Raw genomic sequence first — 19,953 nt, forward strand, 5'->3', positions numbered from 1 at the left:
ATCACTCGCAGTTTGTCGCAGCTATCAGGCTTGACGGCCGCTTCTTTTTATGTTCCCTTTTCGTTCTTATCTATTTTAAGTTGTGTAAGGGGCATTTGATGAACGAAATTGTGCCGATTCAACTCGTCCTGCATAACGACGGAGACGTTCCGCGCGAGTTTTTCGTCGACCTGTTGCGCCGTATCTTTGGCAAGTCGGAGGACGAGGCAGCCTCCGTCATGGCCAGCATCGAGAAGCACGCGACCGCTGTCTGTGGTCCTTACCCACCATCCGTTGCGGACGCACTACTGGAGTCTGCCCGGCGGCGCATCGCCTTCGCCGGCCATCCTCTCCTGATTACGAGCGAAACGGCGAAGCCGTGCTGCGGGCTTTGCGACCAGCCTACCGCAAAATCGGAAGTTCATTTGACGAACCGCACAGTCTGGCTGTGCGCCGAGTGCGTGCTCGCTGCAGCAGCCGCATCCCAAGAACTACCCGAGGAAGAGTTCAACTATGCGTTCGGTGTCTTGAATTGGCATTTCTCCGACATCTCGCGTAGCCAGCTCGTAACCACGGTCCGCCAGTTTCCCGGCCACATGCGAGCAGACGTCCAGACTGCCATCGACCGCCTATTCGCCTCGCCGATCCGGTTGCTAGGCATCGCCGAGAATCGTCACGAAACGGTATCCGTGGCCCGACTGATGCAGAACGATAATTTCGCGGTGGCGATTGCACCACTTCAGTACAACGACGTGGACATTGGCGAGCAGGCACCGGCCAAGTGCCTCGACAATGGTCTCTGGCTTTGCTCTGCATCCGGCCTTCGCTACGCGGTGCTGCTGGCCGTTCATCGGGAATATAGCCGCGAGACCGGCGTGCGGATCGAAATCATGGTGCCGGCCGGGGTCGCGGGAGCAGCACTTGTCCAACAATGCTTCACCGCACTGGAGGACGCAGTGCAGGCCGCGCGCACCTATCGCGGCAAAATTTTATCGCTCGATGTCGATTCCGACTATCGCGGCCGTTCTCGCGGAATCACGGTGCACAGACTTCCCTCGGTCGGGCGTGACGAGGTGATCCTGCCCGAGCAGACGTTGCGACTACTCGATCGCAACGTATTGAACTTCGTAGGGACGCGAGACATGCTGCGCCACCTCGGGCAATCGACCCGCAAGGGCATTTTGCTCTACGGACCGCCCGGCACCGGCAAGACACACACCATTCGCTATCTTGCGACCCATCTGCCCGGACATACGACGCTAATCATCACGGCCGAGCAGATCGGCCTGCTCGGCGCCTATATGAATCTTGCCCGCCTCTTGCAGCCCGCCATGGTGGTTATCGAAGACGTCGACCTGATCGCACGGCAACGCGAGAGCATGAGCGGCTGCGAGGAACCGCTGCTCAATCGGCTCCTCAACGAAATGGACGGTTTGAAGCAGGACGCCGACATCCTGTTCGTGCTGACCACCAACCGTCCCCAGCAGCTTGAGAGCGCTCTCGCCGGTCGTCCCGGCCGCATCGATCAGGCCATCGAAGTGCCGCTCCCCGATGAGACCGGCCGCGGCAAGCTCGTCCGGCTCTACGGCAAGGGGCTGCCACTCGAGGACGCAGTGATCAGCGAAGCCGCCCGCCGCAGCGAGGGCACGAGCTGTGCCTTCATCAAGGAGTTGATGCGACGGCTGGCGCAGGCGAGCCTCGCGCGCGATGGCGGTAACTCCGTCATTTCCGCCGATATCGACGAGGCGCTCGACGACATGTTGTTTTCCGGCGGGCGGCTGAATGCACAGTTGCTGGGAGGCGCACAGGCGATGGCGGCGGGATGAGACCGCCGCAAACGCGGTCGGCGTCCCACGACCTCACGGCGCGCAGGTAAAGCTTGCCGCCTCCGTCACCGGGCCGCTCTTGTAGTGCGGCCAGGCCGGCCAGCGGCACAGCGGCAGCGCGCGAAGCGTCGCAAACGACGGTGCCTCGACCTTCTGCTCGGCGACTTCGAGGTCGCCGGGCGCCTTGCCCTTCTCGACCCAGTCGACCAGCGCGCTCAGCATGTCGATATTGGCCGGCGCGCCGGAGCCGACATGGTCGGCGCCGGGCGCGGTGTAGAGCCGCGCGAACTCCGCCGTCTCGGCCTTGCCGAGCTTGCGTTCGACGCTCTCGAAATAGCGGATGCCGGCATAGGGGCTCTGCGCATAGTCGGCCATGTGCTCGAGCATGATCAGCCGGCCGCCGCGGCTGCGAAAGCGGCTGAGATCGGGATCGGTGGAATCCATCAGGCTGGAGACCTCGAGCAACCGCGCCTTGTGCTGTTCGGGCTTGTACGTCGTCACGTCGAGCTTGGGATCGCGCGCGAACACATATTGAATCCCGCCGGCGCCGTAGATCCAGGCGATGCCGTTATTGGCCGCAGGCGGTTGCGCAGGCGGTGCCGTGCCGAGCCACCACGCGACCCAGCCGCCAGTCGGGCCAACCGCGGGCGTGTCCTCACCCGACACGCCCCAGCCCGGATAATCGTCGAGGCCGTTGGCCAGCGCGAACGGGAATTTGTAGGTCGTATGCAGCGTGTCGACCGCCTTGATCTGCGCGTCGGTGAGGCACTGGTCGCCCGTCTTGCCGCTGGTGCAGCGCAGGGTCTCGACCTTGAACGCCGCCTTGCAGGCGACGGGGTCCTGCACCAGCGCGTCATCGGAGCCGTCGGCCTTGTCGCAAGCGGCCCGCACGGCGTCGCCCACGAGCTTCACCTGCTTCGGATTGATCCAGCCGTCGCCCATGGTCGCGAGACCCGAACGGGTGCCGGCATGCTGCAGCCCGACCCAATTGATGACGGGCACGCGGGCAAAAATGCCATCGAAGTCGTCGGGATAGCGCTGCGCCATCGTCAGGCCTTCGCGGCCGCCTTCGGACGAACCCATGAAGTACATTTTCTCCGGCCTCTTGCCGTAGGCCCGCTGCATCAGTGCGACGGCGGCATCGCGCACCTTCTTATAGGCGCGATGGGCGAAATTCTCGAAGGCTTCGTCGTTGAGCGCGAACAGTTGCGGCGGTTCGCCCGGCTTGGACTCGTGGCCGGAGTCGGTGCCGTAGGTGACGAAGCCGCGCGCGAGCGGCGACGGCTTGTCGAAGGGGTAGGCCGGCGGCAACGTCAGACCGGTGATCAGCACGCCGTTGAAGCCGCCGCCGCCATATTGCAGCGAACGGCCGTTCCATTCGACGGGTAAGTTGACCTGAAACTTGATCGGCGGCGCCTTGGTATCGATCGGATCGATATGGCCGAGCACCTTGCAGAAGCCGGGATTGGCGGGCGTGACGCGCCCCGACGGCGTCGGGCCGCGTTCGGCCACGGCCAGTTGCGACGGCGCCTGCAACGTTGCGGAATCGATCTTCACGGCATCGGTCCCGCCGACGAGACCCTTGCAGACCGTGTCTGCATCCTCGGCCATGGTCGCTGCCGACGCGCTGCTTGCGCCCAGCGCAGCTGCCGTACCTACAAGCAATGCACACAGCTTCGCACTCGCTCGCGTCATCGTTTTCACCCCGGCCTGTTGCGTCCGACAGTTGGCCGCATTGAATGCAACCTTCGCTCCTCCGTCAATCGCTCATGCCAGAATTCCGTTCAGAACGATCCCGACGCGCCGCCCAAAACGATCACGGCCACCAGCGCCAGCAGCGACGTCACGATGCCGACCATTACGATGTCGAAATAGCTGTCGCGATGGGTCAGGCCACAGATCGCGAGCAGGCTTACCACGGCACCATTGTGCGGCAGGATGTCCAGCGTCCCCGAGCCGATCACCGCGACGCGGTGCATCAGCGAGAGGTCGACGCCGGTGCGCGCGGCAAGGTCGACATAGGTCGGGCCGAGAGCGTCGAGCGCGATGGTCAGGCCGCCCGACGCCGAGCCGGTCAGCGCAGCGAGAATATTGGTCGCGACCGCGAGCGAGACCAGCGGACCGCCTTCGATCGCAAGCACCCAGTCGCGCACCGTTTCGAAAGCCGGCAGCGCCGCGATGACCGCGCCGAATCCGACGAGGCTTGCAACGCTGAGTGCGGGCAGGACCGATGCATTGGCGCCGGCGTCCATGGTCTGCCGCAACGAGGGAAGCCGCGTCCAGTTCAGCACGATGGTCGCGACGATGGCCGCGCCAAGTGCGACACTGACCGACCATACGCCGGCGACCGCGGCCAACGATATTCCGCCGAAGCGCTGCTCGCTCAGATACGACACATCGAGCCGCGGCAACACCAGGAGTGACATCACGAGATTGACGGCCACGACGACTGCCAATGGCAGGATGGCGCTCGCCACCGGAGCAGCCCCGTCGCTGCGGCGACCGTGCCGGATCTCGGCCGGATCAAACTCGCGTGCGGTCGTCGCGCGCTCGCGGACCAGCTCGTCATCGGCGGCGTGCTCGGCCGCGCCCCGCACGTCCTCGCCATAACCTTCTCCGGCACGGCGGGCCGCAGCCTCGGCTCGCTGCAGCCACCACAGGCCCGCGCCGAGCATGATGAGGGACGCGACGATACCGAGGCCTGGCGCGGCAAACGGCGTGGTGCCGAAGAACGGCATCGGTATCGCGTTCTGGATCGACGGCGTGCCCGGCAGGGCCGACATGGTGAAGGTCGACGTCCCGAGCACGATCGCGGCCGGAATCAGCCGGCGCGGAATCGCGGCCGCGCGGAACAGCGACTGGGCCATCGGAACGATGACGAAGAACGCGACGAACAGGCTCACGCCGCCATAGGTGACAAGCGCGCCGGCCAGCACGACCGCGAGAATCACGCGTCGCTCGCCGAGGCATTGCGCCATGAAGCCCGCCACGGACCTCACCGCGCCGCTGTCGTCCATCAACTTGCCGAAGACGGCGCCGAGCAGGAAGATCGGGAAGAACTGCGCCAGAAACCCCGCCGCATTCACCATGAAGATCTGGGTCAGGTTCGCGAGCAGCGGCTCGCCGCCGAACAGCGCCGCGACGAGCGCAGCGAACGGCGCGAGCAGCAGGACGCTCCAGCCGCGGAAGGCAAACAGGACGAGCAGACCGAGCCCGACGAGAATACCGAGAAGACCCACGCCTCAGCACTCCGCCAGGAGGACGTCGAGATCGGCGGTCGAACGCTGGCCGATATCGGCGCCGTGCTCGTCGAGAAACGTCTGCGCCGCCAGACGTCCCTCGGCGCGCAGCATCGAGACGAACTCCCATTCCGCGTTGAGCTTCGACGACGCCCCGAACTTCGCCAGCATGTCGCTCTTGACGCGGTGGGTCCGCATCTTTGCCCAGCGCGCGCCCTCGCCGCTGCCGGGGTCGGCCGCCTGGCGCAGCAGCGCGATCATGCGCAGCTCCTTCATCAGCGGCGAATTGAACGAGATCTCGTTCAGACGGTTGAGAATCTCCGCAGCCGTCCGCGGCTCCTCGAACGTTTCAGTCGGATTGATCTGCACCAGGATGGTGTCGTGCGCATCGCTCTCGCGCACCAGCGGCGTGATCGTCGGGTTACCGACATAGCCGCCGTCCCAATAGGGCTCGCCGTCGATCACGACCGCCCGGAACATGGTCGGCAGGCAGGCCGATGCCAGCAACACATCCGCCGTGATCTCCGCGTTGCGGAAGATGCGTCCGCGCCCAGTGCGCACCCGCGTCGCGGTGATGAACAGCTTGATGGGTGAGCTCGCGAGCCGCTCGAAATCGATGCTCTCGGCCAGCACTGCGCGCAGCGGATTGTAACCGGTCGGATTGAGATCGTAGGGCGACAGCACCCGCGACATCAGGTCGGTCAGGATGTAGAAGGGCGACGTGTCGAGCGTCCAGCGCCCCATCAGCCGGTCGAGCGGCGAGCGCTGGAGCGGACTGAAGGCCGCGGCCTTCGAAACGCGGCGCCAGTATCTTTCGAGCGCGTCGCGCGCGCCCTCGGCGCCACCCGCGATCCAGCCATCCGCCAGCACGGCCGCATTCATCGCGCCCGCCGATGTCCCGGAGATCGCGGCGATGGTGAGCCACTTTTCCTCCAGGAGACGGTCGAGCACGCCCCAGGCGAAGGCGCCGTGCGAACCGCCGCCTTGAAGCGCGAGATCGATCAGTACGGCGTCCCGTTCCATGGCGGCACTCACGCAACTGAAACTCAAATTCGACGCGATTTGTCACACGTAGTCGAACACCGTGGCGTACTGTAGCGAGCTTTTGCTGCGAGATGCAACTGGAACGTGGGACCTCCCGCGATCTAGCCTAGTGCTCGAACACCAGCCGCGCGCCGACCGTGCCGTCGAGGGCGCGGATCTGCTCCAGCAGCGCGCCTGAATCCTCGCCGCCGAGGTCGGCGTCGAGCACGACGTAACCGAGGTCGCCGGCGGTCTCCAGATATTGCGCGGCGATGTTGATGTCGCGCTGGAGGAAGACCTCGTTCAGCCGGCGCAGCATGCCCGGCACGTTGCGATGGACGTGGCTGAAGCGCGCGCCGGAGGGCCGCAAATGCAGCTGCACCTCCGGGAAATTCACCGCCCCCGTGGTCGAGCCGGTGATGAAAAAATCGACCAGCTTGCGCGCCACCTCGCCGCCGATGCGCTCCTGCGCCTCCTCGGTCGAGCCGCCGATATGCGGGGTGAGGATGACGTTGCCGAGGCCCTGCACCGGGCTCTTGAAGCGGTCTGAATTCGAGGACGGCTCGACCGGAAACACGTCGATGGCGGCGCCGGCGAGATGGCCGTCGCGCAGGGCCGCCGCCAGTGCTTCGAGATCGACGACGGTGCCGCGGCTGTTGTTGATCAGGAGGGAGCCGGGCTTCATCGCCCGCAGCTCTTTCTCGCCGATCATGCCTGATGTCTCCGGCGTCTCCGGCACGTGCAGGCTGACGACGTCGCTCTGCGCCAGTAGCTCTTCCAGCTTCTCGACCGGCTCGGTGTTGCCGTGGCGGAGCTTGTCGGTGCGGTCGAAATAGACCACGCGCATGCCGATCGCCTCGGCCAGCGTCGAGAGCTGCGAGCCGATATTGCCGTAACCGATAATGCCGAGGGTGCGGCCGCGTACCTCGCGGCTGCCGGTCGCCGACTTGTCCCAGCCGCCCTCATGCGCCGACACCGAGCGCGGGAAGATGCGCCGAAGCAGCATCACGATCTCGCCGATCACGAGCTCGGCGACGCTGCGCGTGTTGGAGAACGGCGCGTTGAACACGGGAATGCCGCGCTTGCGCGCCGCCAGCAGATCGACCTGGTTGGTGCCGACGCTGAAGCAGCCGACGGCGAGAAGCTGGTCGGCCGCCGCGAGCACCTCATCGGTGATCTGGGTGCGCGAGCGGATGCCGAGCAGCGACACGCCCTTGAGCGCCCGCCGCAAATCTTCGCCGTCCAGCGCCTTGGTCAGGCGCTCGACATTGGTGAAACCCGCAGTTCTGAACAGGTCCACGGCGCTGTCGTTGACGCCTTCGAGCAGCAGCGCCTTCGCGTTCCGCTCAGGGCTTTGGCCTGGGGCTGGCATGAAATCTCCGTGGGTCACAGCTTTGCCGCAGCTCATAGACCGCGGGGGATGCGCAGCACAATAGGGTTGGGATACGGGGAGAAGATGGCGGGGCGGTCGTCAGATGACGTAAAACCCGTGCGTTCCGTCAAGACGCAGTTGTTCGACCAGGCCGTATTCCCATTCGAGATAGGCCTGCATCGCACGCTCGTCGACGCCGGTGCCTTCATAGGGGCGGCGGTAGCGGTGGGCGGGGTCGGGCTTGGGCAGGACGCGCGGCGGACCGATTTCGAGCGCGTCGTCATAGCCGCCTTCCCGCACATGGACCTCCCAGCCCATCTGCGCGAGCCAGGACGCCGTCATGTCAGCGCGGACGCCCTTGTCGTCGGTCAGAACAATGTGCGCGCCCGCGCACCGGCGCCGCCATATCGGTTTCCTGGACGAGCTGGCCGCCGGGATAGTGGCGGAAGCCCAGAAGATGGCCTGCAGCATATTCTTCCGCGTCGCGCACGTCGAAGCGATAGAGCGTGCGATCGGTCTGCGCGACAAGCGCAGCCATCTCGCGCGCGCCGATATGGCGGACACCGGCGCGATAGGCGACATCGCGTGCATTGGCCGGGCCGCTTTCGAATGGGCCGATCGCGCCGCGCCGGTCGGCACCGTGGTCGAGCGTATGCCGCGCCAAGGTCCAGCCGATGGTGCCATTGCGCAGCGCGCGGACCTTGTTCGGCACGCCGGCATTGATCAGCGATTGCGTGCCGATGATCGAGCGGGTGCGGCCGGCGCAATTGACGATGATGGTGGTCTCGGCATCAGGCACGGCCTGGCCCGCCCGCAGCACCAGCTCCGCGCCGGGCACGCTGACCGAGCCCGGAATGTTCATGGTGGCGTATTCGTCGAAGCGGCGAACGTCGAGGATGGCGATGTTGGCCTTGTCCGCGATGAGTTTTGCCACCTCGTCGGCACTGAACGAGGGCGTGTGCCTGCGCGATTCGACCAGCTCGCCAAAGGCCTTGGAGTAGGAGTTGACGTCCTCGAATACTTGATAACCCGCAGCGCGCCAGGCCTTCAGCCCGCCGTCGAGCGCACAAATATTGGTATAGCCGAGGGCGGCAAGCCGTTCGGCGCCGGGCGCGACGAGCCCCTCCCCGTCATCATAGAGCACGATCGGCACATTTTTACGCGGCAGCCTCACCTCGGCTTCGACCGCGATCCGGTCCGCGGCCATGTTGGCGGCGAACAGCGGATGACCGGTGGCGAAACCAGCCTCATGCCTGAGATCGAGCAGCGCGATCTCCTCGCGCAACAGCATTGCGCGGCGGATATCGGCGGGGGTGACGGTCGGGATCGTCATGGGCGGCTAACCATGGAGGGTTCGGACAGGAGCGTTTTTGGCCGATCGGCGCCCGATTGACCAGCACAATCGAGGCATACTGTCCCTGCTTGGCAATGCCGCAAATCCCAGTCGTCCGCACAAAGAATCGTTTTTTCTGCAGGATCAGACGGGCTACAGTTCTGCCTCAGGCTGGGGGGCGCAAGATGAGAATCACGAAATTCCTGATAATCTTCCTCGTGCTGCCAAGCATGGCGATGGCGACATTGACCGATGCAGAGCGAAAATCACAATTTGAACGAGCGATGGCTGCGATTATCGCGGCGGCAACCCCCGCTTTGAGTACCTCTCGCGATACGCTGATCAAGGACTACGTCGCCTGTAAGTCCAACAAGGGACAAGCAGTAGATCTTATCGGTGCAAGCTATTTTCGTTCCTGCGAGCATGAAGACGCGTCTGTCACCGGCGACCGTTCGCTTGAAGCGTGTCAGCTACGCTACGGCAAGCCATGCGCTCTGCTGGCTGTGAATGAGGAGATCGTTGTGGAGGGCGAGCTGATGTCGAAAGACATGCCGCGGCTGCACTATGCAGGTAAGTACGACTTGTCGCAGATTCCGATCATCCGGCGGATCACACGGCAGCGCCCTGACGTGCAGAACTACGACAAGGCCATGGAGCCCAAGGCGGTCGCGATCCATCCCTGGGGCAAGCTGTTCATCTCGGCAGGGGATCCCAGCCTGAAGGACGCTCAAACCTCTGCGCTGGCGAAATGTAACAGCGATCCCGCGCGGAACGGCCGAGATGGCGGCTGCTTCGTCTACGCCATCAACACCGACGTCGTCATCGACGAACGGCGCATGCAGGCGAAATGACATGAGGACGGCGGGTCATCCGGGCGCCGCAGCTTGCGGCGCGACAGATAGAGCAGGATGCCGGTGACCGCGAACTGCGGCATCAGCGCAGCCGCGAGCATGAACGCAGAAATGCGCCGCGATGGATGTCGAGCAAGTTCGCGATGATCTTCTCGCCGAACGTCTCGTCGGCGTAGCGTTCCGCGAAAACGAATTTGGCCGGTGACGGCACCGACGCGGAATTCGCGGCCACGCACCGCGGCGGACGGGTCGGTCGCCAGCGCGCGAATTCGCGGCAACGTCTCGCGGTTTTGCGCGATCTCACGCGATGGCGGGAACCATCAGCTCGTCGAGCTTCCGCTTGAGCGCAGTGCCGTCGGACAAGGCCCGGAGCGGCGGCCGCACGCGCAGCCAGCTCGCATCGCCCGTCTGTGCCGCGAGGATGGCTTTCAGCGTCGTGAGGAAGGATGGGGATTTCACCACGATGTCGACGGCGGCCTGCATGCGCGCTTCGACGTCCTTGCCGTCGATCATTGCCTTGACCAGCTCCGGCGCGATGTTGGCCATGCCGCAGATGGTGCCGGCACCGCCGGCGGCGATCGCGCGGGTGATGTCAACCTCGTTGCCGACGGTGATGGCGAGCTCGGGGGCGGCGGCACGGAATGCCTGGAACTGCTTGAAGTCGCCGCTGGAGTCTTTCAGCCCAGCAACCATCCTGCCGTAGCGCTTGCGCAAATTCGCGGCGACGCTGGTCGGGATCGCAACACCCGAGATCTGCGGGATATGATAGAGGTAGGCACGCAGGCGATCGTCGGCGACGCCGTCGAGGATCGCCGCAAAGGCATCTTCGATGCCTTCAGGGCTGACGCTGCGGTCGAAGTAAGGCGGCAGCAACAACACGTGACGCAGGCCGAGGCCGAGTACGGCGCGCGTCAATGCGATGCTATCGCTGATCGCGGGGAAGCCGCCGCCGATTCCAATTCGTTCCGGCGCCACGCCGGCCTTGAGCACGGCTGCAATGGTCGCGACGCGTTCGGCGACGTTGAACGAGGTGCCCTCGCCGGTGGTGCCGAACAGCACGACACCGTCGACGCCCTTGCCGAAGAGTTGCTTGGCGTGAGCGGCGAGCTTTGCGGAGTCCACGCTGCCGTCGGTTGCCAGCGGCGTAGCTGACGCTACCCAGAACCCGCGAATTGCCTCCGTCATCACACCCACCTGTTGCTGCGGCTTCGGACCAAGCCTCGGATCTCGAAGGATCTGAGGAGGGCTTCCCGAGCCTTGTTTTTGCTTTACTTTTCGTCTTGTATCTTACATACAAGAAAGGCGCAAATCTTTTCCGCCGTCCCGGCGCGCATGAGACGCAGCCAGATTCCGAGGAGGTCTCGCATGAACATGGTGACCCCCATTGGGCGGCCCGACCATTTGCTCGGCGCGTTGCGCGACAAGCTCGGCGCCGCCGCCGTGCTTGTTGGCGCCGACGTGCCTGCCCGCAATTGCAACGACTGGAGCGCGAGCCTGCCGCAAACGCCGCTCGCGGTGATCCGGCCGGTCGACGCGCAAGGCGTTGCGGATGCGATCGCGACCTGCCGGCAGGCGCATCTGCCGTTCGTGCCGCAGGGCGGATTGACCGGGCTGTGCCGCGGCGCATCGCCGGAAGCAGGTTGGGTCGCGATCTCGCTGGAGCGCATGAGCGGCATCGAGGAGATCGATCATGCGTCGATGACGATGACGGTGAAATCAGGCACGCCGCTGGAGACGATCCAGAAGGCCGCCGACGAAGCCGGGTTTTTCTTTCCGCTCGACCTCGGCTCGCGCGGCTCCTGCGCGATCGGCGGCAACCTCTCGACCAATGCCGGCGGCAATCGCGTGATCCGCTACGGCATGACGCGCGAGCTGGTGCTCGGGCTCGAAGTCGTGCTGCCCGACGGCACCATCATCACCAGCCTCAACAAGCTGATGAAGAACAATGCCGGCTACGATCTGAAACATCTGTTTATCGGCTCGGAAGGCACGCTCGGCATCATCACCCGCGTGGTGCTGCGGCTGTTTCCAAAACCGCGCTCGACCATGGCCGCGCTCTGCGCGCTCAAGGACTATGCCGCCGTGATTGCGCTGCTCGGCGCCGCGCGCAGCGGGCTCGGCCCGCTGCTGTCGGCGTTCGAGGTGATGTGGCCGGATTACTGGGACGTGATCACGAATCGCGCCGGCGTCAAGCCGCCGGTCGCCGCAGGTCACGGCCTCTACGTGCTGGTGGAAGCGCAAGGCACCGACGAGAGCGTCGACACGCCGCGCTTCCAGAACTGGCTCGAACAGCTGATGGAACGCGGGCTGCTCGCCGACGCCGCCGTGGCGCAATCGCTGGCGCAGACGCAAAGCTTCTGGCGCGTGCGCGACATCTGCGCCGAGTTCGGCCAGGTGCTGGGGCCGCACATCTCCTACGACATCGGGCTTGCGGTGGCGCGGATGGACGAGTTCGTCACGCGCTGCAAGGCCGCGCTGGCTGACGGCATCGAGGGATGCGAGAGCGTCTATTACGGCCATATCGGCGACGGCAATCTGCATCTCGTCTCCTGGGTGACCGGCCTTGCCGTCGAGCAGCAGCCGAAGGAAGCGATGGACGCGATCATCTACGGTCTCGTGCGCGAGATGGGCGGCAGCGTCTCCGCCGAGCACGGCATCGGCACGCTGAAGAAGAAGTGGCTGGGGCATGCCCGGAGCGAGGCCGAGATCGCGCTGATGCGGACGCTGAAGGCCGCGCTCGATCCCGACCATCTGCTCAATCCCGGCAAGGTGATCTGAGGGAGCCTATGCGATCGATGAAGCTCGATGCGCCGAAATCGCTGTCCCAGCGGGTGATGCAGCGGCTGCGTCAGGCCATCATCGACGGCGAGTTCGCGCTCGGCGCCGCGATCTCCGAGGAGATGGTGGCAAACTCCTTCGGAGTCAGCCGCACGCCGGTGCGCGAGGCGATGGGCCAGCTGCAGGCGCAGGGCCTCGTCGTGATCCGGCCGCAGGTCGGCAGTTTCGTGTTCACACCGAGCGCCGAGGACATCACTGCGCTCTGCACCTTCCGCATCGCGCTGGAGCCAAAGGCCGCCGAGCTCGCCTTCCACCATGATCGCGACGGTGCGATCGCGACGATGAGCGAGGCGATCGCGGCGATGGAGCCGCCAATTGCGGCCAAAGACAATATCGCCTATGGCCGCGCCGACGCCACCTTTCACGAAGGGCTGTTCGCCCATTGCGGCAACCGCTATCTCGCCGAATCCTATCAGCTCGTCTCCGGCCGCGTCGCCGCACTGCGCACCAATTTGACCTCGCCGATCGACGTCCGCACCCGCACGTCCTTCGACGAGCATCGCAAGCTGCTCGACTTGTTTTCCCGCGGCGAGTTCGCCTCCTTCGCAGCGCTGATGACCACGCACGTCACCAATTCGGGCCTGGTCTACGCCAAAGCGCTGAAGGTCGACTGAGCGCTGCTATCGCGCGCCTTTCGAGCCAGACCTGTCCAGGAATTCCAGCGCGGTGTTGATCTGTTCGAGCTGATGCTCGATTTGGTCGCGGTCTTCGACCGACGGTGCCTTCTCGAGTTGCTCGACGAGCTTTTGCTTTCGCAACAGCAAGTTCTCTATGACTGTACTCACGAGTTCCCCATCCGCCAGAGGCGAAGATCGAGGCAATATCAGATTTTGACTCGAGCGCGCGCGAACCGGGCCCGGCGCAAACCCTGCATCAGAATGTTCGTTGAGACGGATGGTTCCTGCGATTGAACCACGACACAAGCATTGGAACCGGAGGCCGCGACTGCTTCACGCCCGCCGTCAGATCGAGAAGATCCGCGACAAGACGCCCGGCTTCACCGGCGTCATCTCCGACATCGGCGGTCCCACCGCCAACATGTACCGGATGGCGTGCAAGGACCCGAAGGTCGAGGCGGCGTGCTGGCGGCCGTCCTGCGTCTTCCCGGAGATCTGTCCGAACCTCAACACCTGGCATGATGATGAAGCCGGGCATCGGCGCCTACAACCAGTTCAAGCGGATGTTCGATGCCGCGGCCGAACAGGCCGGCAAGAAATGTTACCTGATCCCGTATTTCATCGCGGCGCATCCCGGCACGACCGACGAGGACATGATGAACCTCGCGCTCTGGCTCGAGAAGAACCGCTATCGCGCCGATCAAGTGCAGACCTTCCTGCCCTCGCCGATGGCGACCGCAACCGCGATTGTACCACAGCGGCGTCAACCCGCTGCGCGGCGTGCGGCGCGGCGGCAGCGACAAGGTCGAGGCCATCAAGGACCTGCGGCAGCGCCGCCTGCACAAGGCCTTCCTGCGTTATCACGACCCCGACAATTGGCCGGTGCTGCGCGAAGCGCTGAAGGAAATGGGCCGCGCCGATCTGATCGGCTCGCGCCCCGACCAGTTGGTGCCGGCACATCAGCCGCCCGGCACCGGCAAGGCTGCCGGCACAAGGCGACCGGTGCGTCCGGGCGACAAGACGCAGCGGTTCACGACCAAGGGTTTGCGGGTGATGAAGTAGCGGGCGAGCCGGATCAGGTCCGGTTCATCCTCGCACTGTCGTGCTTCCAAAACAAAAACCTCGAAAACAACCCCATGCACAGTAGCCGGCATGAGTGGGATCAATGACTTAGGCCCTTCGCAGAGACGTTGATCGGTCGGGCAAAAAGTCGTTGCTCCGTCGGGCAAAACAGGCGCAGGATGCCATTATCGGGCGCATTGGCCATTGCGCGGTGGATCAGGCCGCATCGGCTCGGCGGCGCGACTGGCGCCCCGCCCAAAATGCGCAGATCGCCAATCCCTGCACCAGCGCCGCGGCAACATAAAAGCCGGGCGTGGCGCCCGTGCCGGCCGGAAGCCATTCGCGGATCAAACCAAAGACCGCCGGCGCGAATGAATAGGCGCCTTGCGACATCGCAACGATCAGCGCGACCACACGCGGCACGTCATCCGGAGCGAATTCGACCTGCGCAATCAGCGGCGGAAGGAACGTCCCGTTGCCGAACCCGAGGCCGAACAAGACAACACCGAGGATCAACAGCGGAATGTTCGTTCCAGCCGCGGCGATGAACGTGATCGAGCCGGTGATTTGAACGGCGTAGCTGGTGCAGGCAACCAACCGCCGGTCGATGCTTCCAGGCATGAGCCAGCCCAGCAGCGTCCGGCCGGCGATCGCCATGACGCCGATCAGTCCCACCACCGGCCCGGTCCATTGCGGACCGAGTGCAGGCAGCAGCAGCGAGAAGAGATGCGCGGTCAGGCCGATCTGTGCGAACAGCCCCAGGCTCATGCCGGCTGCGAGCGTCAGGAATTTGCGGTCCCGCCAGAGCAGCGATCCGGTGAGCGGTCGTGCGCTCTTCGCCGAGACAGCCTCAGCGGCCGCGGCGGCGCCGTCGGGCATCGATCCGGTCTGCTCCGGCGTGCGCGACAGCACTGTGCTCGCAAGTAGCCACACCACCACGACCAAGATCATGCCGATGGCTGCTGCTGCAACGGCAAACCCAAGCATGGCAATGGCCGCAGCCCAGAGCGGCGAAAAGATGATCCCGCCGACATTGGCGCCGTTATAGGCGACCGCGAGTGCCGCGGGACGACGGCGGATGAACCAGGGCGACACGATGGCGTTGACCGCGGCCACGCCCATCGTCACCCAGCCTGCACCACTCAACAGCGTCGCACCGAACAATTGCCACGGCGTCGCCGCGATCGCCCATCCAAAGACGCCGACGGCCAGCGACAGCGCGCCGGCCTTTGTCACAGCCGGAATGCCGAAGCGCCGATAGAGCGTCGGCAGATTGGCTGTCACGATCGACCCCGCCAGGAAGTGCACGGTGACCGCCGTCGAGACCAGGGCCAGCGGCCATCCCCTAGCTTCGCGAACGGCACTCAGGAAGATCGGCGGCCCATAGAAGCCAAACCCCAGGCCGAGAACGGCGAGACCAAAGGCCGCGGCGACAACGCGCCATCCATAGAACGTTCCGCTTCGCATCGTCGCCAGCCGCCTGAGCTTTACGACGAGATTCTGCACAGACCTGGCGGCGCGCAGTTCGCTTCCGGTCGAAGCGTGAGATCGGAAGGCTCACGGCGAAATCAGTTGACCTTGCCGCCATCATGTAACATATAAAGTTACATGAAACGAGACAGTCGATTATCCGGCGTGCTGCACGTCCTGCTGCACATGGCGCAGCAGCCCGGCACCTTCACGTCCAGAGACCCTGGCAAAGGCCATGGACACGAACCCGGTGGTGATCCGGCGCATCATGGCGGGCCTTCGGGACCTCGGTTACGTCCGCTCCGAAAAGGGACATGGCGGCGGCTGGACGCTGGCTTGCGACCTCACGAAGGTGACGCTGCGCGACGTCTACACCGCGCTCGGCAGTCCCTCGGTTCTGGCCATGGGCAACCGGACAGAGGCGCCGGGTTGTCTCGTCGAGCAGGCCGTCAACGCCGCCCTCGATCAGGCATTCGGCGATGCGCAGGCGCTGCTGCTGTCGCGCTTTGGCGAGGTGACGCTGGCGATGCTGAGCGACGATCTGCGCAAACGCCTCGGCTCCCGAAAGCTTCAGGGCATGAGCGCACATGGCGCGTGATCGGCTCCATTCAGCAAGGACGACATCATGACCGACGTTCAGAACATGTTTTCCGATCCGCAAGCGGTGGCGAGATACACGGAGGGACCGCCACGGTTCGTCCCGGGCTACAATGCCATGCTGTCCATGGCGGCGATCCTGCTGGCCGAGCGCGCGCGTGAGGATGCGCGGATTCTCGTGCTCGGCGCCGGCGGCGGCCTCGAATTGAAGACGTTTGCGCAAGCGCAGCCGCGCTGGAGCTTCGACGGTGTGGACCCCTCCGCGGCGATGCTGGCGCTTGCCGGGCAAACCCTGGGCCCGCTCGCATCGCGCGCGCGCCTTCATCAGGGCTACATCGACGATGCTCCGCAGGAATTGTTTGACGGCGCCAGCTGCCTGCTGACGCTGCACTTCGTCGACGTCGAGGAGCGACGCCGCATCGCCTCGGAGGTCCGCCGACGGCTCAAGCCGCGCGCAGCTTTCGTGATCGCCCATTTAAGCGCGCCCGATGGCGATGAGGAGCGCCCGCTATGGCTGTCGCGGTACTCTGCGTTCCTGGCCTCCTCCGGCGTCGAGCCCGAGCAGGCCGCGGCCGCGCGGAACGCCGTTACCAACCATCTGGAAATCCTCACGCCCGCGCAGGATGAGGCGATTCTGCGCGAGGCCGGCTTCTCCGAGCCGACCCTGTTCTACACCGGGTTCACCTTCCGCGGCTGGGTGGCCTACGCGTGAGGTGGCCCGGCTTCGCCAACGCGGCTGAGCATCATGCAAAGCCGGATGTACCCGGGGGGTGCGGTCACAATCTATGAGTCGCGACATAGGCCGCGTCCGTTCTGCCTTCAATACCGGACATCGCCAGCTCGCCCCTGCGTATCGGCAAAGGGCCAGAAGCGGACTCATGCGGCGCAGCAAATTGGCCCGAACCTATTCGATCACGTTCGCCGCTGGACGCACGCTGGGATCAAGGTTTGGCGGGTCTTCGGACCTCGACTTTCTCGCCGACCTCGATGACCATCAGATCTTCACCGAGTTCCAATGGACCGGAGTAAATCTTCCGAGTTGGTGGAATCAGATCCTCCTCGGTCGCGTTTGGCAACACGATGTGTGAATACACCGCCAGCTTGGGCTTCGTCCGCTCGAATACTTCGCCCGCCTGCTCTGGCGTGGTGTGGTGGGCGATAATGTTCGCCGTCTGCGCCGGCGGCACTCCAATGCGCTGGAATGTCTCTGGCGAGACAACGTTGTGAATCAAGAGATCAGCACTTTGGGCGTGCCGAATGAGATTTTCAGAGACGCGCGTGTCTCCGGAAAGCACAACGGACCGGCCGGAATAATCGATCCGAAAGCCGAACGCGGGCTTCACCGGCGTGTGGTCAACCTCGAACGCAGTGATCTTCACGCCGCTGTTCTCATAGACGACACCCTCGGTAATGTCCTCGGCGAGGATGACCACGCCGTTTGGTGGTGCTCGGTCGTCGTCTAATCGAATCCGGATATCGTACTCGAACGCCTGCGCAAGGAACGACATCATGCGCTGGGTCCCTGTTGGCCCCCGCACCTGCAGTGGTCGATCCCGGCCTGGCCGCCCCACAAGCCAACCGGTCAGCCACAGGTCCGGAAAGCCGACCACGTGGTCCGAGTGCAGGTGAGTGAGAAAGACGGCGTCTATTCCCTGCCAGGGCACCTTGACCTGGTTGAGCCGCTGGAGGGCGCCTCGGCCTGCGTCAAAAATGAACCTGTGCCCGGCCGCCTCGACGAGGGTGCTCGGCCCGAACCGGTTCATAACGGCGGGGGGGCATCCTGTACCTAAGAGCGTAACTTTGATTTCTTGCCCCTGGGTGGGTACCGGAAAAACGGCGAAGGCAAACAGTGCGATTCCCAAAAAGCAGAAAACTGAACGGCTTAGCGCGGCGAAAAAGACTGGGCGGATCATGGACGCGCGCCTCTTGCTGCATTCTTGGGAATCGGCTGCTCGGAAGCTGTCGCTATCCCAAGCCACACCATGATGCTGTACAATGGATCTTGCGTCCTGAAAGTTTAGCGAAATTTTCGGAAAGAGACCTGCAAGAGGCGGCCCTTGCTTAAGTCATCGCAGGATTTAATCGTTCTCGGGGACCGGACCATTGACCTTGGCCGCGAGCTGTTGATCGATGGACGCGGTGACATAGTGCCCTTGCGCCCTCGGGCTTGGTTGTTGCTTCGGCTTCTTGCGACACGCGCTGGGCATTTGGTGGGCAAAGAGGAAATCATGGATGAAGTCTGGCCGGACTGTGAGGTCACGGAAGACTCTCTCGTCCATGCGATTGGCGACGTCAGGCGTGCGTTGGGACATGATCGATTAGCCTTGAGGACCCTGCCGCGCCGCGGCTACATGCTGGCAATCAGCGGAAACTTGATCGCGCGGCCCGATCTTTCGATCGTCGCTACACCAGATCGCTCTGATCTTGGAGATCCGTCGACGCCGCCTGCAATGCCTCGCCTATCCATCGTTGTTCTGCCGTTCGCAAACCTCGGAGGTGATGCGGAGCAAGAGTATTTCGCCGATGGTGTGACGGACAGTCTCACAACGGATTTGTCACGCATAGGCGGCGCGTTCGTCATCGGCCGCAACACCGCGTTCACCTTCAAAGGAAAAGCGGTGGACGTAAGGGAGATCGGCCGTGAGCTTAATGTACGTTACGTGCTCGAAGGGTCGCTGCAACGCGGCGACAATCGCTTTCGCCTGAACGTCCAGTTGACCGATACTCAAACCCGAACCCAGGTGTGGGCCGAGCGCTTCGACAAACCGATTGCTGATTTGTTGAATATGCAGGATGAGATAGTATCGCGACTGGCCAATACGTTGAACGCCGAACTCATCAAATCCGAAGCCAAGCGCGCAGAACTATCGCTCCGCCCGAACGCCATGGATTCATACTTTCAGGGTAGGGCGTTTCTGAACAAGGGAGTGACACCTGCGTTTTTGGCGCGAGCAAAGGACTTCTTCGTGCGTGCCTTGACGCTTGATCCCGACAACATTGAAGCGGCAGTTGCCGCGGCTCAGGTCGATGTATCGGTGGGTTCATCCTTTATAACTGATGACGGATCGGTGCATTTCAGGACCGCGGAGAACGCGCTGAACAGCGTGTTGTTACGCGCCCCCCGAACCATCCCAGAGCCCGCATGCTCCTCGGCGCAGTTCAAATTCGGACAGGCCGCGCTGCCAAAGGTATCGCCGAATGTCATCACGCATTGGCGCTGGATCGCAATCTAGCCGATGCACATGGGTTCATCGGGCTTGGAAAGTATGCACTGGAGCGTGGCGAGGAGGTCGAGGGGCACGTTCAAGATGCGCTGCGACTGTCCCCGCGCGATACGCGCGCCTTTCTTTGGTTCATGTTTGTCGGGATGGCCAAGTTGATGTCCAAAACCGACCGTGAGGCACTCGACTGGCTTCGCCGGAGCATTGAAGCCAATCCCAATCACGCGCTTTCTCACTTTCACTTCGCTGGTGCCCTGGCGATGAGGGAAGACTCGAAGGAGGCACGATCTAGGGCCGAGATCGGATTGGCGCTTGATCGCAGCTTCACCATCCGTCGATATCGCATGAACGTTTTCCGATTCCACAATCCAGAATGGATGGCCAGTCTTGAGCGACTGTATGAGGGCATGCGCGCGGCCGGCATACCAGAGGGGTAATGACCGCTCGGGGTCAAAAGCAGCTGTTGGCCAACCCGTCAGGCGGCGTCAGGCTTCCCCCAAACAGCAGACATGACGATCGCTCTCG

General features: G+C 63.9%; 15 protein-coding genes and 4 pseudogenes. 9 read left to right on the forward strand and 10 right to left on the reverse strand.

All coding sequences use genetic code 11. The features are described 5' to 3' along the window. The first annotated feature begins 98 nt into the window (after window positions 1-98). Window positions 99-1,805 carry an ATP-dependent Clp protease adaptor ClpS gene (locus ACVWW3_RS28670; protein ID WP_456647883.1) on the forward strand — a complete coding sequence of 569 codons (1,707 nt, stop codon included), beginning with the start codon at window positions 99-101 and terminating at the stop codon, window positions 1,803-1,805. Window positions 1,806-1,838: 33 nt separating this feature from the next. On the opposite strand, the gene ACVWW3_RS28675 is transcribed toward ACVWW3_RS28670, so the two are convergent. From ACVWW3_RS28675 to ACVWW3_RS28695, 5 genes and pseudogenes are all read right to left on the reverse strand, one after another. Then, window positions 1,839-3,500, reverse strand: a complete 1,662-nt coding sequence (locus tag ACVWW3_RS28675) for a tannase/feruloyl esterase family alpha/beta hydrolase (protein ID WP_456647882.1) — start codon at window positions 3,498-3,500, stop codon at window positions 1,839-1,841. Between the two features lie 89 nt (window positions 3,501-3,589). After that, a complete protein-coding gene (locus ACVWW3_RS28680; protein ID WP_456647881.1) occupies window positions 3,590-5,044 on the reverse strand; it encodes a GntP family permease in 1,455 nt (484 codons plus the stop codon). A gap of 3 nt (window positions 5,045-5,047) precedes the next feature. Further along, window positions 5,048-6,067, reverse strand: coding sequence for a patatin-like phospholipase family protein (locus ACVWW3_RS28685; protein ID WP_456672218.1), 1,020 nt, complete (start codon window positions 6,065-6,067; stop codon window positions 5,048-5,050). Between the two features lie 127 nt (window positions 6,068-6,194). After that, complete coding sequence (gene serA, locus ACVWW3_RS28690; RefSeq protein ID WP_456647880.1) at window positions 6,195-7,439, reverse strand: phosphoglycerate dehydrogenase; 1,245 nt, start codon at window positions 7,437-7,439, stop codon at window positions 6,195-6,197. A gap of 99 nt (window positions 7,440-7,538) precedes the next feature. Beyond that, a pseudogene (locus tag ACVWW3_RS28695) lies at window positions 7,539-8,772 on the reverse strand (rhodanese-like domain-containing protein). 236 nt (window positions 8,773-9,008) lie between these two features. On the opposite strand from ACVWW3_RS28695, the gene ACVWW3_RS28700 reads away from it, so the two are divergent. Beyond that, entirely contained in the window at window positions 9,009-9,623 is a 615-nt protein-coding gene (locus ACVWW3_RS28700; RefSeq protein ID WP_456647878.1) for a hypothetical protein, read from the forward strand. Here ACVWW3_RS28700 and ACVWW3_RS28705 read toward each other — a convergent pair. Both ACVWW3_RS28705 and ACVWW3_RS28710 read right to left on the reverse strand, forming a co-directional pair. Then, window positions 9,569-9,904 (reverse strand): annotated as a pseudogene (locus ACVWW3_RS28705) (hypothetical protein); the annotation flags it as partial. The gene ACVWW3_RS28700 and the pseudogene ACVWW3_RS28705 sit on opposite strands and share 55 nt — an antisense overlap. A 19-nt stretch (window positions 9,905-9,923) precedes the next feature. Further along, window positions 9,924-10,808, reverse strand: coding sequence for a dihydrodipicolinate synthase family protein (locus tag ACVWW3_RS28710; RefSeq protein WP_456647877.1), 885 nt, complete (start codon window positions 10,806-10,808; stop codon window positions 9,924-9,926). Between the two features lie 180 nt (window positions 10,809-10,988). On the opposite strand from ACVWW3_RS28710, the gene ACVWW3_RS28715 reads away from it, so the two are divergent. Then, window positions 10,989-12,401 carry an FAD-binding oxidoreductase gene (locus tag ACVWW3_RS28715; protein ID WP_456647876.1) on the forward strand — a complete coding sequence of 471 codons (1,413 nt, stop codon included), beginning with the start codon at window positions 10,989-10,991 and terminating at the stop codon, window positions 12,399-12,401. Between the two features lie 8 nt (window positions 12,402-12,409). Further along, entirely contained in the window at window positions 12,410-13,075 is a 666-nt protein-coding gene (locus ACVWW3_RS28720; RefSeq protein ID WP_456647875.1) for a GntR family transcriptional regulator, read from the forward strand. 6 nt (window positions 13,076-13,081) lie between these two features. On the opposite strand, the gene ACVWW3_RS28725 is transcribed toward ACVWW3_RS28720, so the two are convergent. After that, entirely contained in the window at window positions 13,082-13,246 is a 165-nt protein-coding gene (locus tag ACVWW3_RS28725) for a hypothetical protein (RefSeq protein WP_247445316.1), read from the reverse strand. A gap of 175 nt (window positions 13,247-13,421) precedes the next feature. On the opposite strand from ACVWW3_RS28725, the pseudogene ACVWW3_RS28730 reads away from it, so the two are divergent. Continuing rightward, window positions 13,422-14,140 (forward strand): annotated as a pseudogene (locus tag ACVWW3_RS28730) (DUF3362 domain-containing protein); the annotation flags it as partial. Window positions 14,141-14,356: 216 nt separating this feature from the next. Here the strand turns inward: ACVWW3_RS28730 and ACVWW3_RS28735 are convergent. Further along, window positions 14,357-15,607, reverse strand: coding sequence for an MFS transporter (locus ACVWW3_RS28735; RefSeq protein ID WP_456647874.1), 1,251 nt, complete (start codon window positions 15,605-15,607; stop codon window positions 14,357-14,359). A gap of 141 nt (window positions 15,608-15,748) precedes the next feature. On the opposite strand from ACVWW3_RS28735, the pseudogene ACVWW3_RS28740 reads away from it, so the two are divergent. Both ACVWW3_RS28740 and ACVWW3_RS28745 read left to right on the forward strand, forming a co-directional pair. After that, window positions 15,749-16,208, forward strand: a pseudogene (locus ACVWW3_RS28740) (Rrf2 family transcriptional regulator). A 27-nt stretch (window positions 16,209-16,235) separates the two neighbouring features. Next, complete coding sequence (locus ACVWW3_RS28745) at window positions 16,236-16,919, forward strand: class I SAM-dependent methyltransferase (protein ID WP_456647872.1); 684 nt, start codon at window positions 16,236-16,238, stop codon at window positions 16,917-16,919. Window positions 16,920-17,148: 229 nt separating this feature from the next. Here ACVWW3_RS28745 and ACVWW3_RS28750 read toward each other — a convergent pair whose 3' ends face one another. Further along, entirely contained in the window at window positions 17,149-18,120 is a 972-nt protein-coding gene (locus ACVWW3_RS28750) for an MBL fold metallo-hydrolase (protein WP_456647871.1), read from the reverse strand. A gap of 234 nt (window positions 18,121-18,354) precedes the next feature. On the opposite strand from ACVWW3_RS28750, the gene ACVWW3_RS28755 reads away from it, so the two are divergent. Continuing rightward, complete coding sequence (locus ACVWW3_RS28755) at window positions 18,355-19,440, forward strand: winged helix-turn-helix domain-containing protein (protein WP_456672429.1); 1,086 nt, start codon at window positions 18,355-18,357, stop codon at window positions 19,438-19,440. Further along, entirely contained in the window at window positions 19,419-19,865 is a 447-nt protein-coding gene (locus ACVWW3_RS28760; RefSeq protein WP_456672219.1) for a hypothetical protein, read from the forward strand. Before ACVWW3_RS28755 ends, ACVWW3_RS28760 begins: the two co-directional genes overlap by 22 nt. Window positions 19,866-19,953 lie beyond the last annotated feature (88 nt).

It is taken from the genome of Bradyrhizobium sp. LM2.9 (assembly GCF_054056555.1).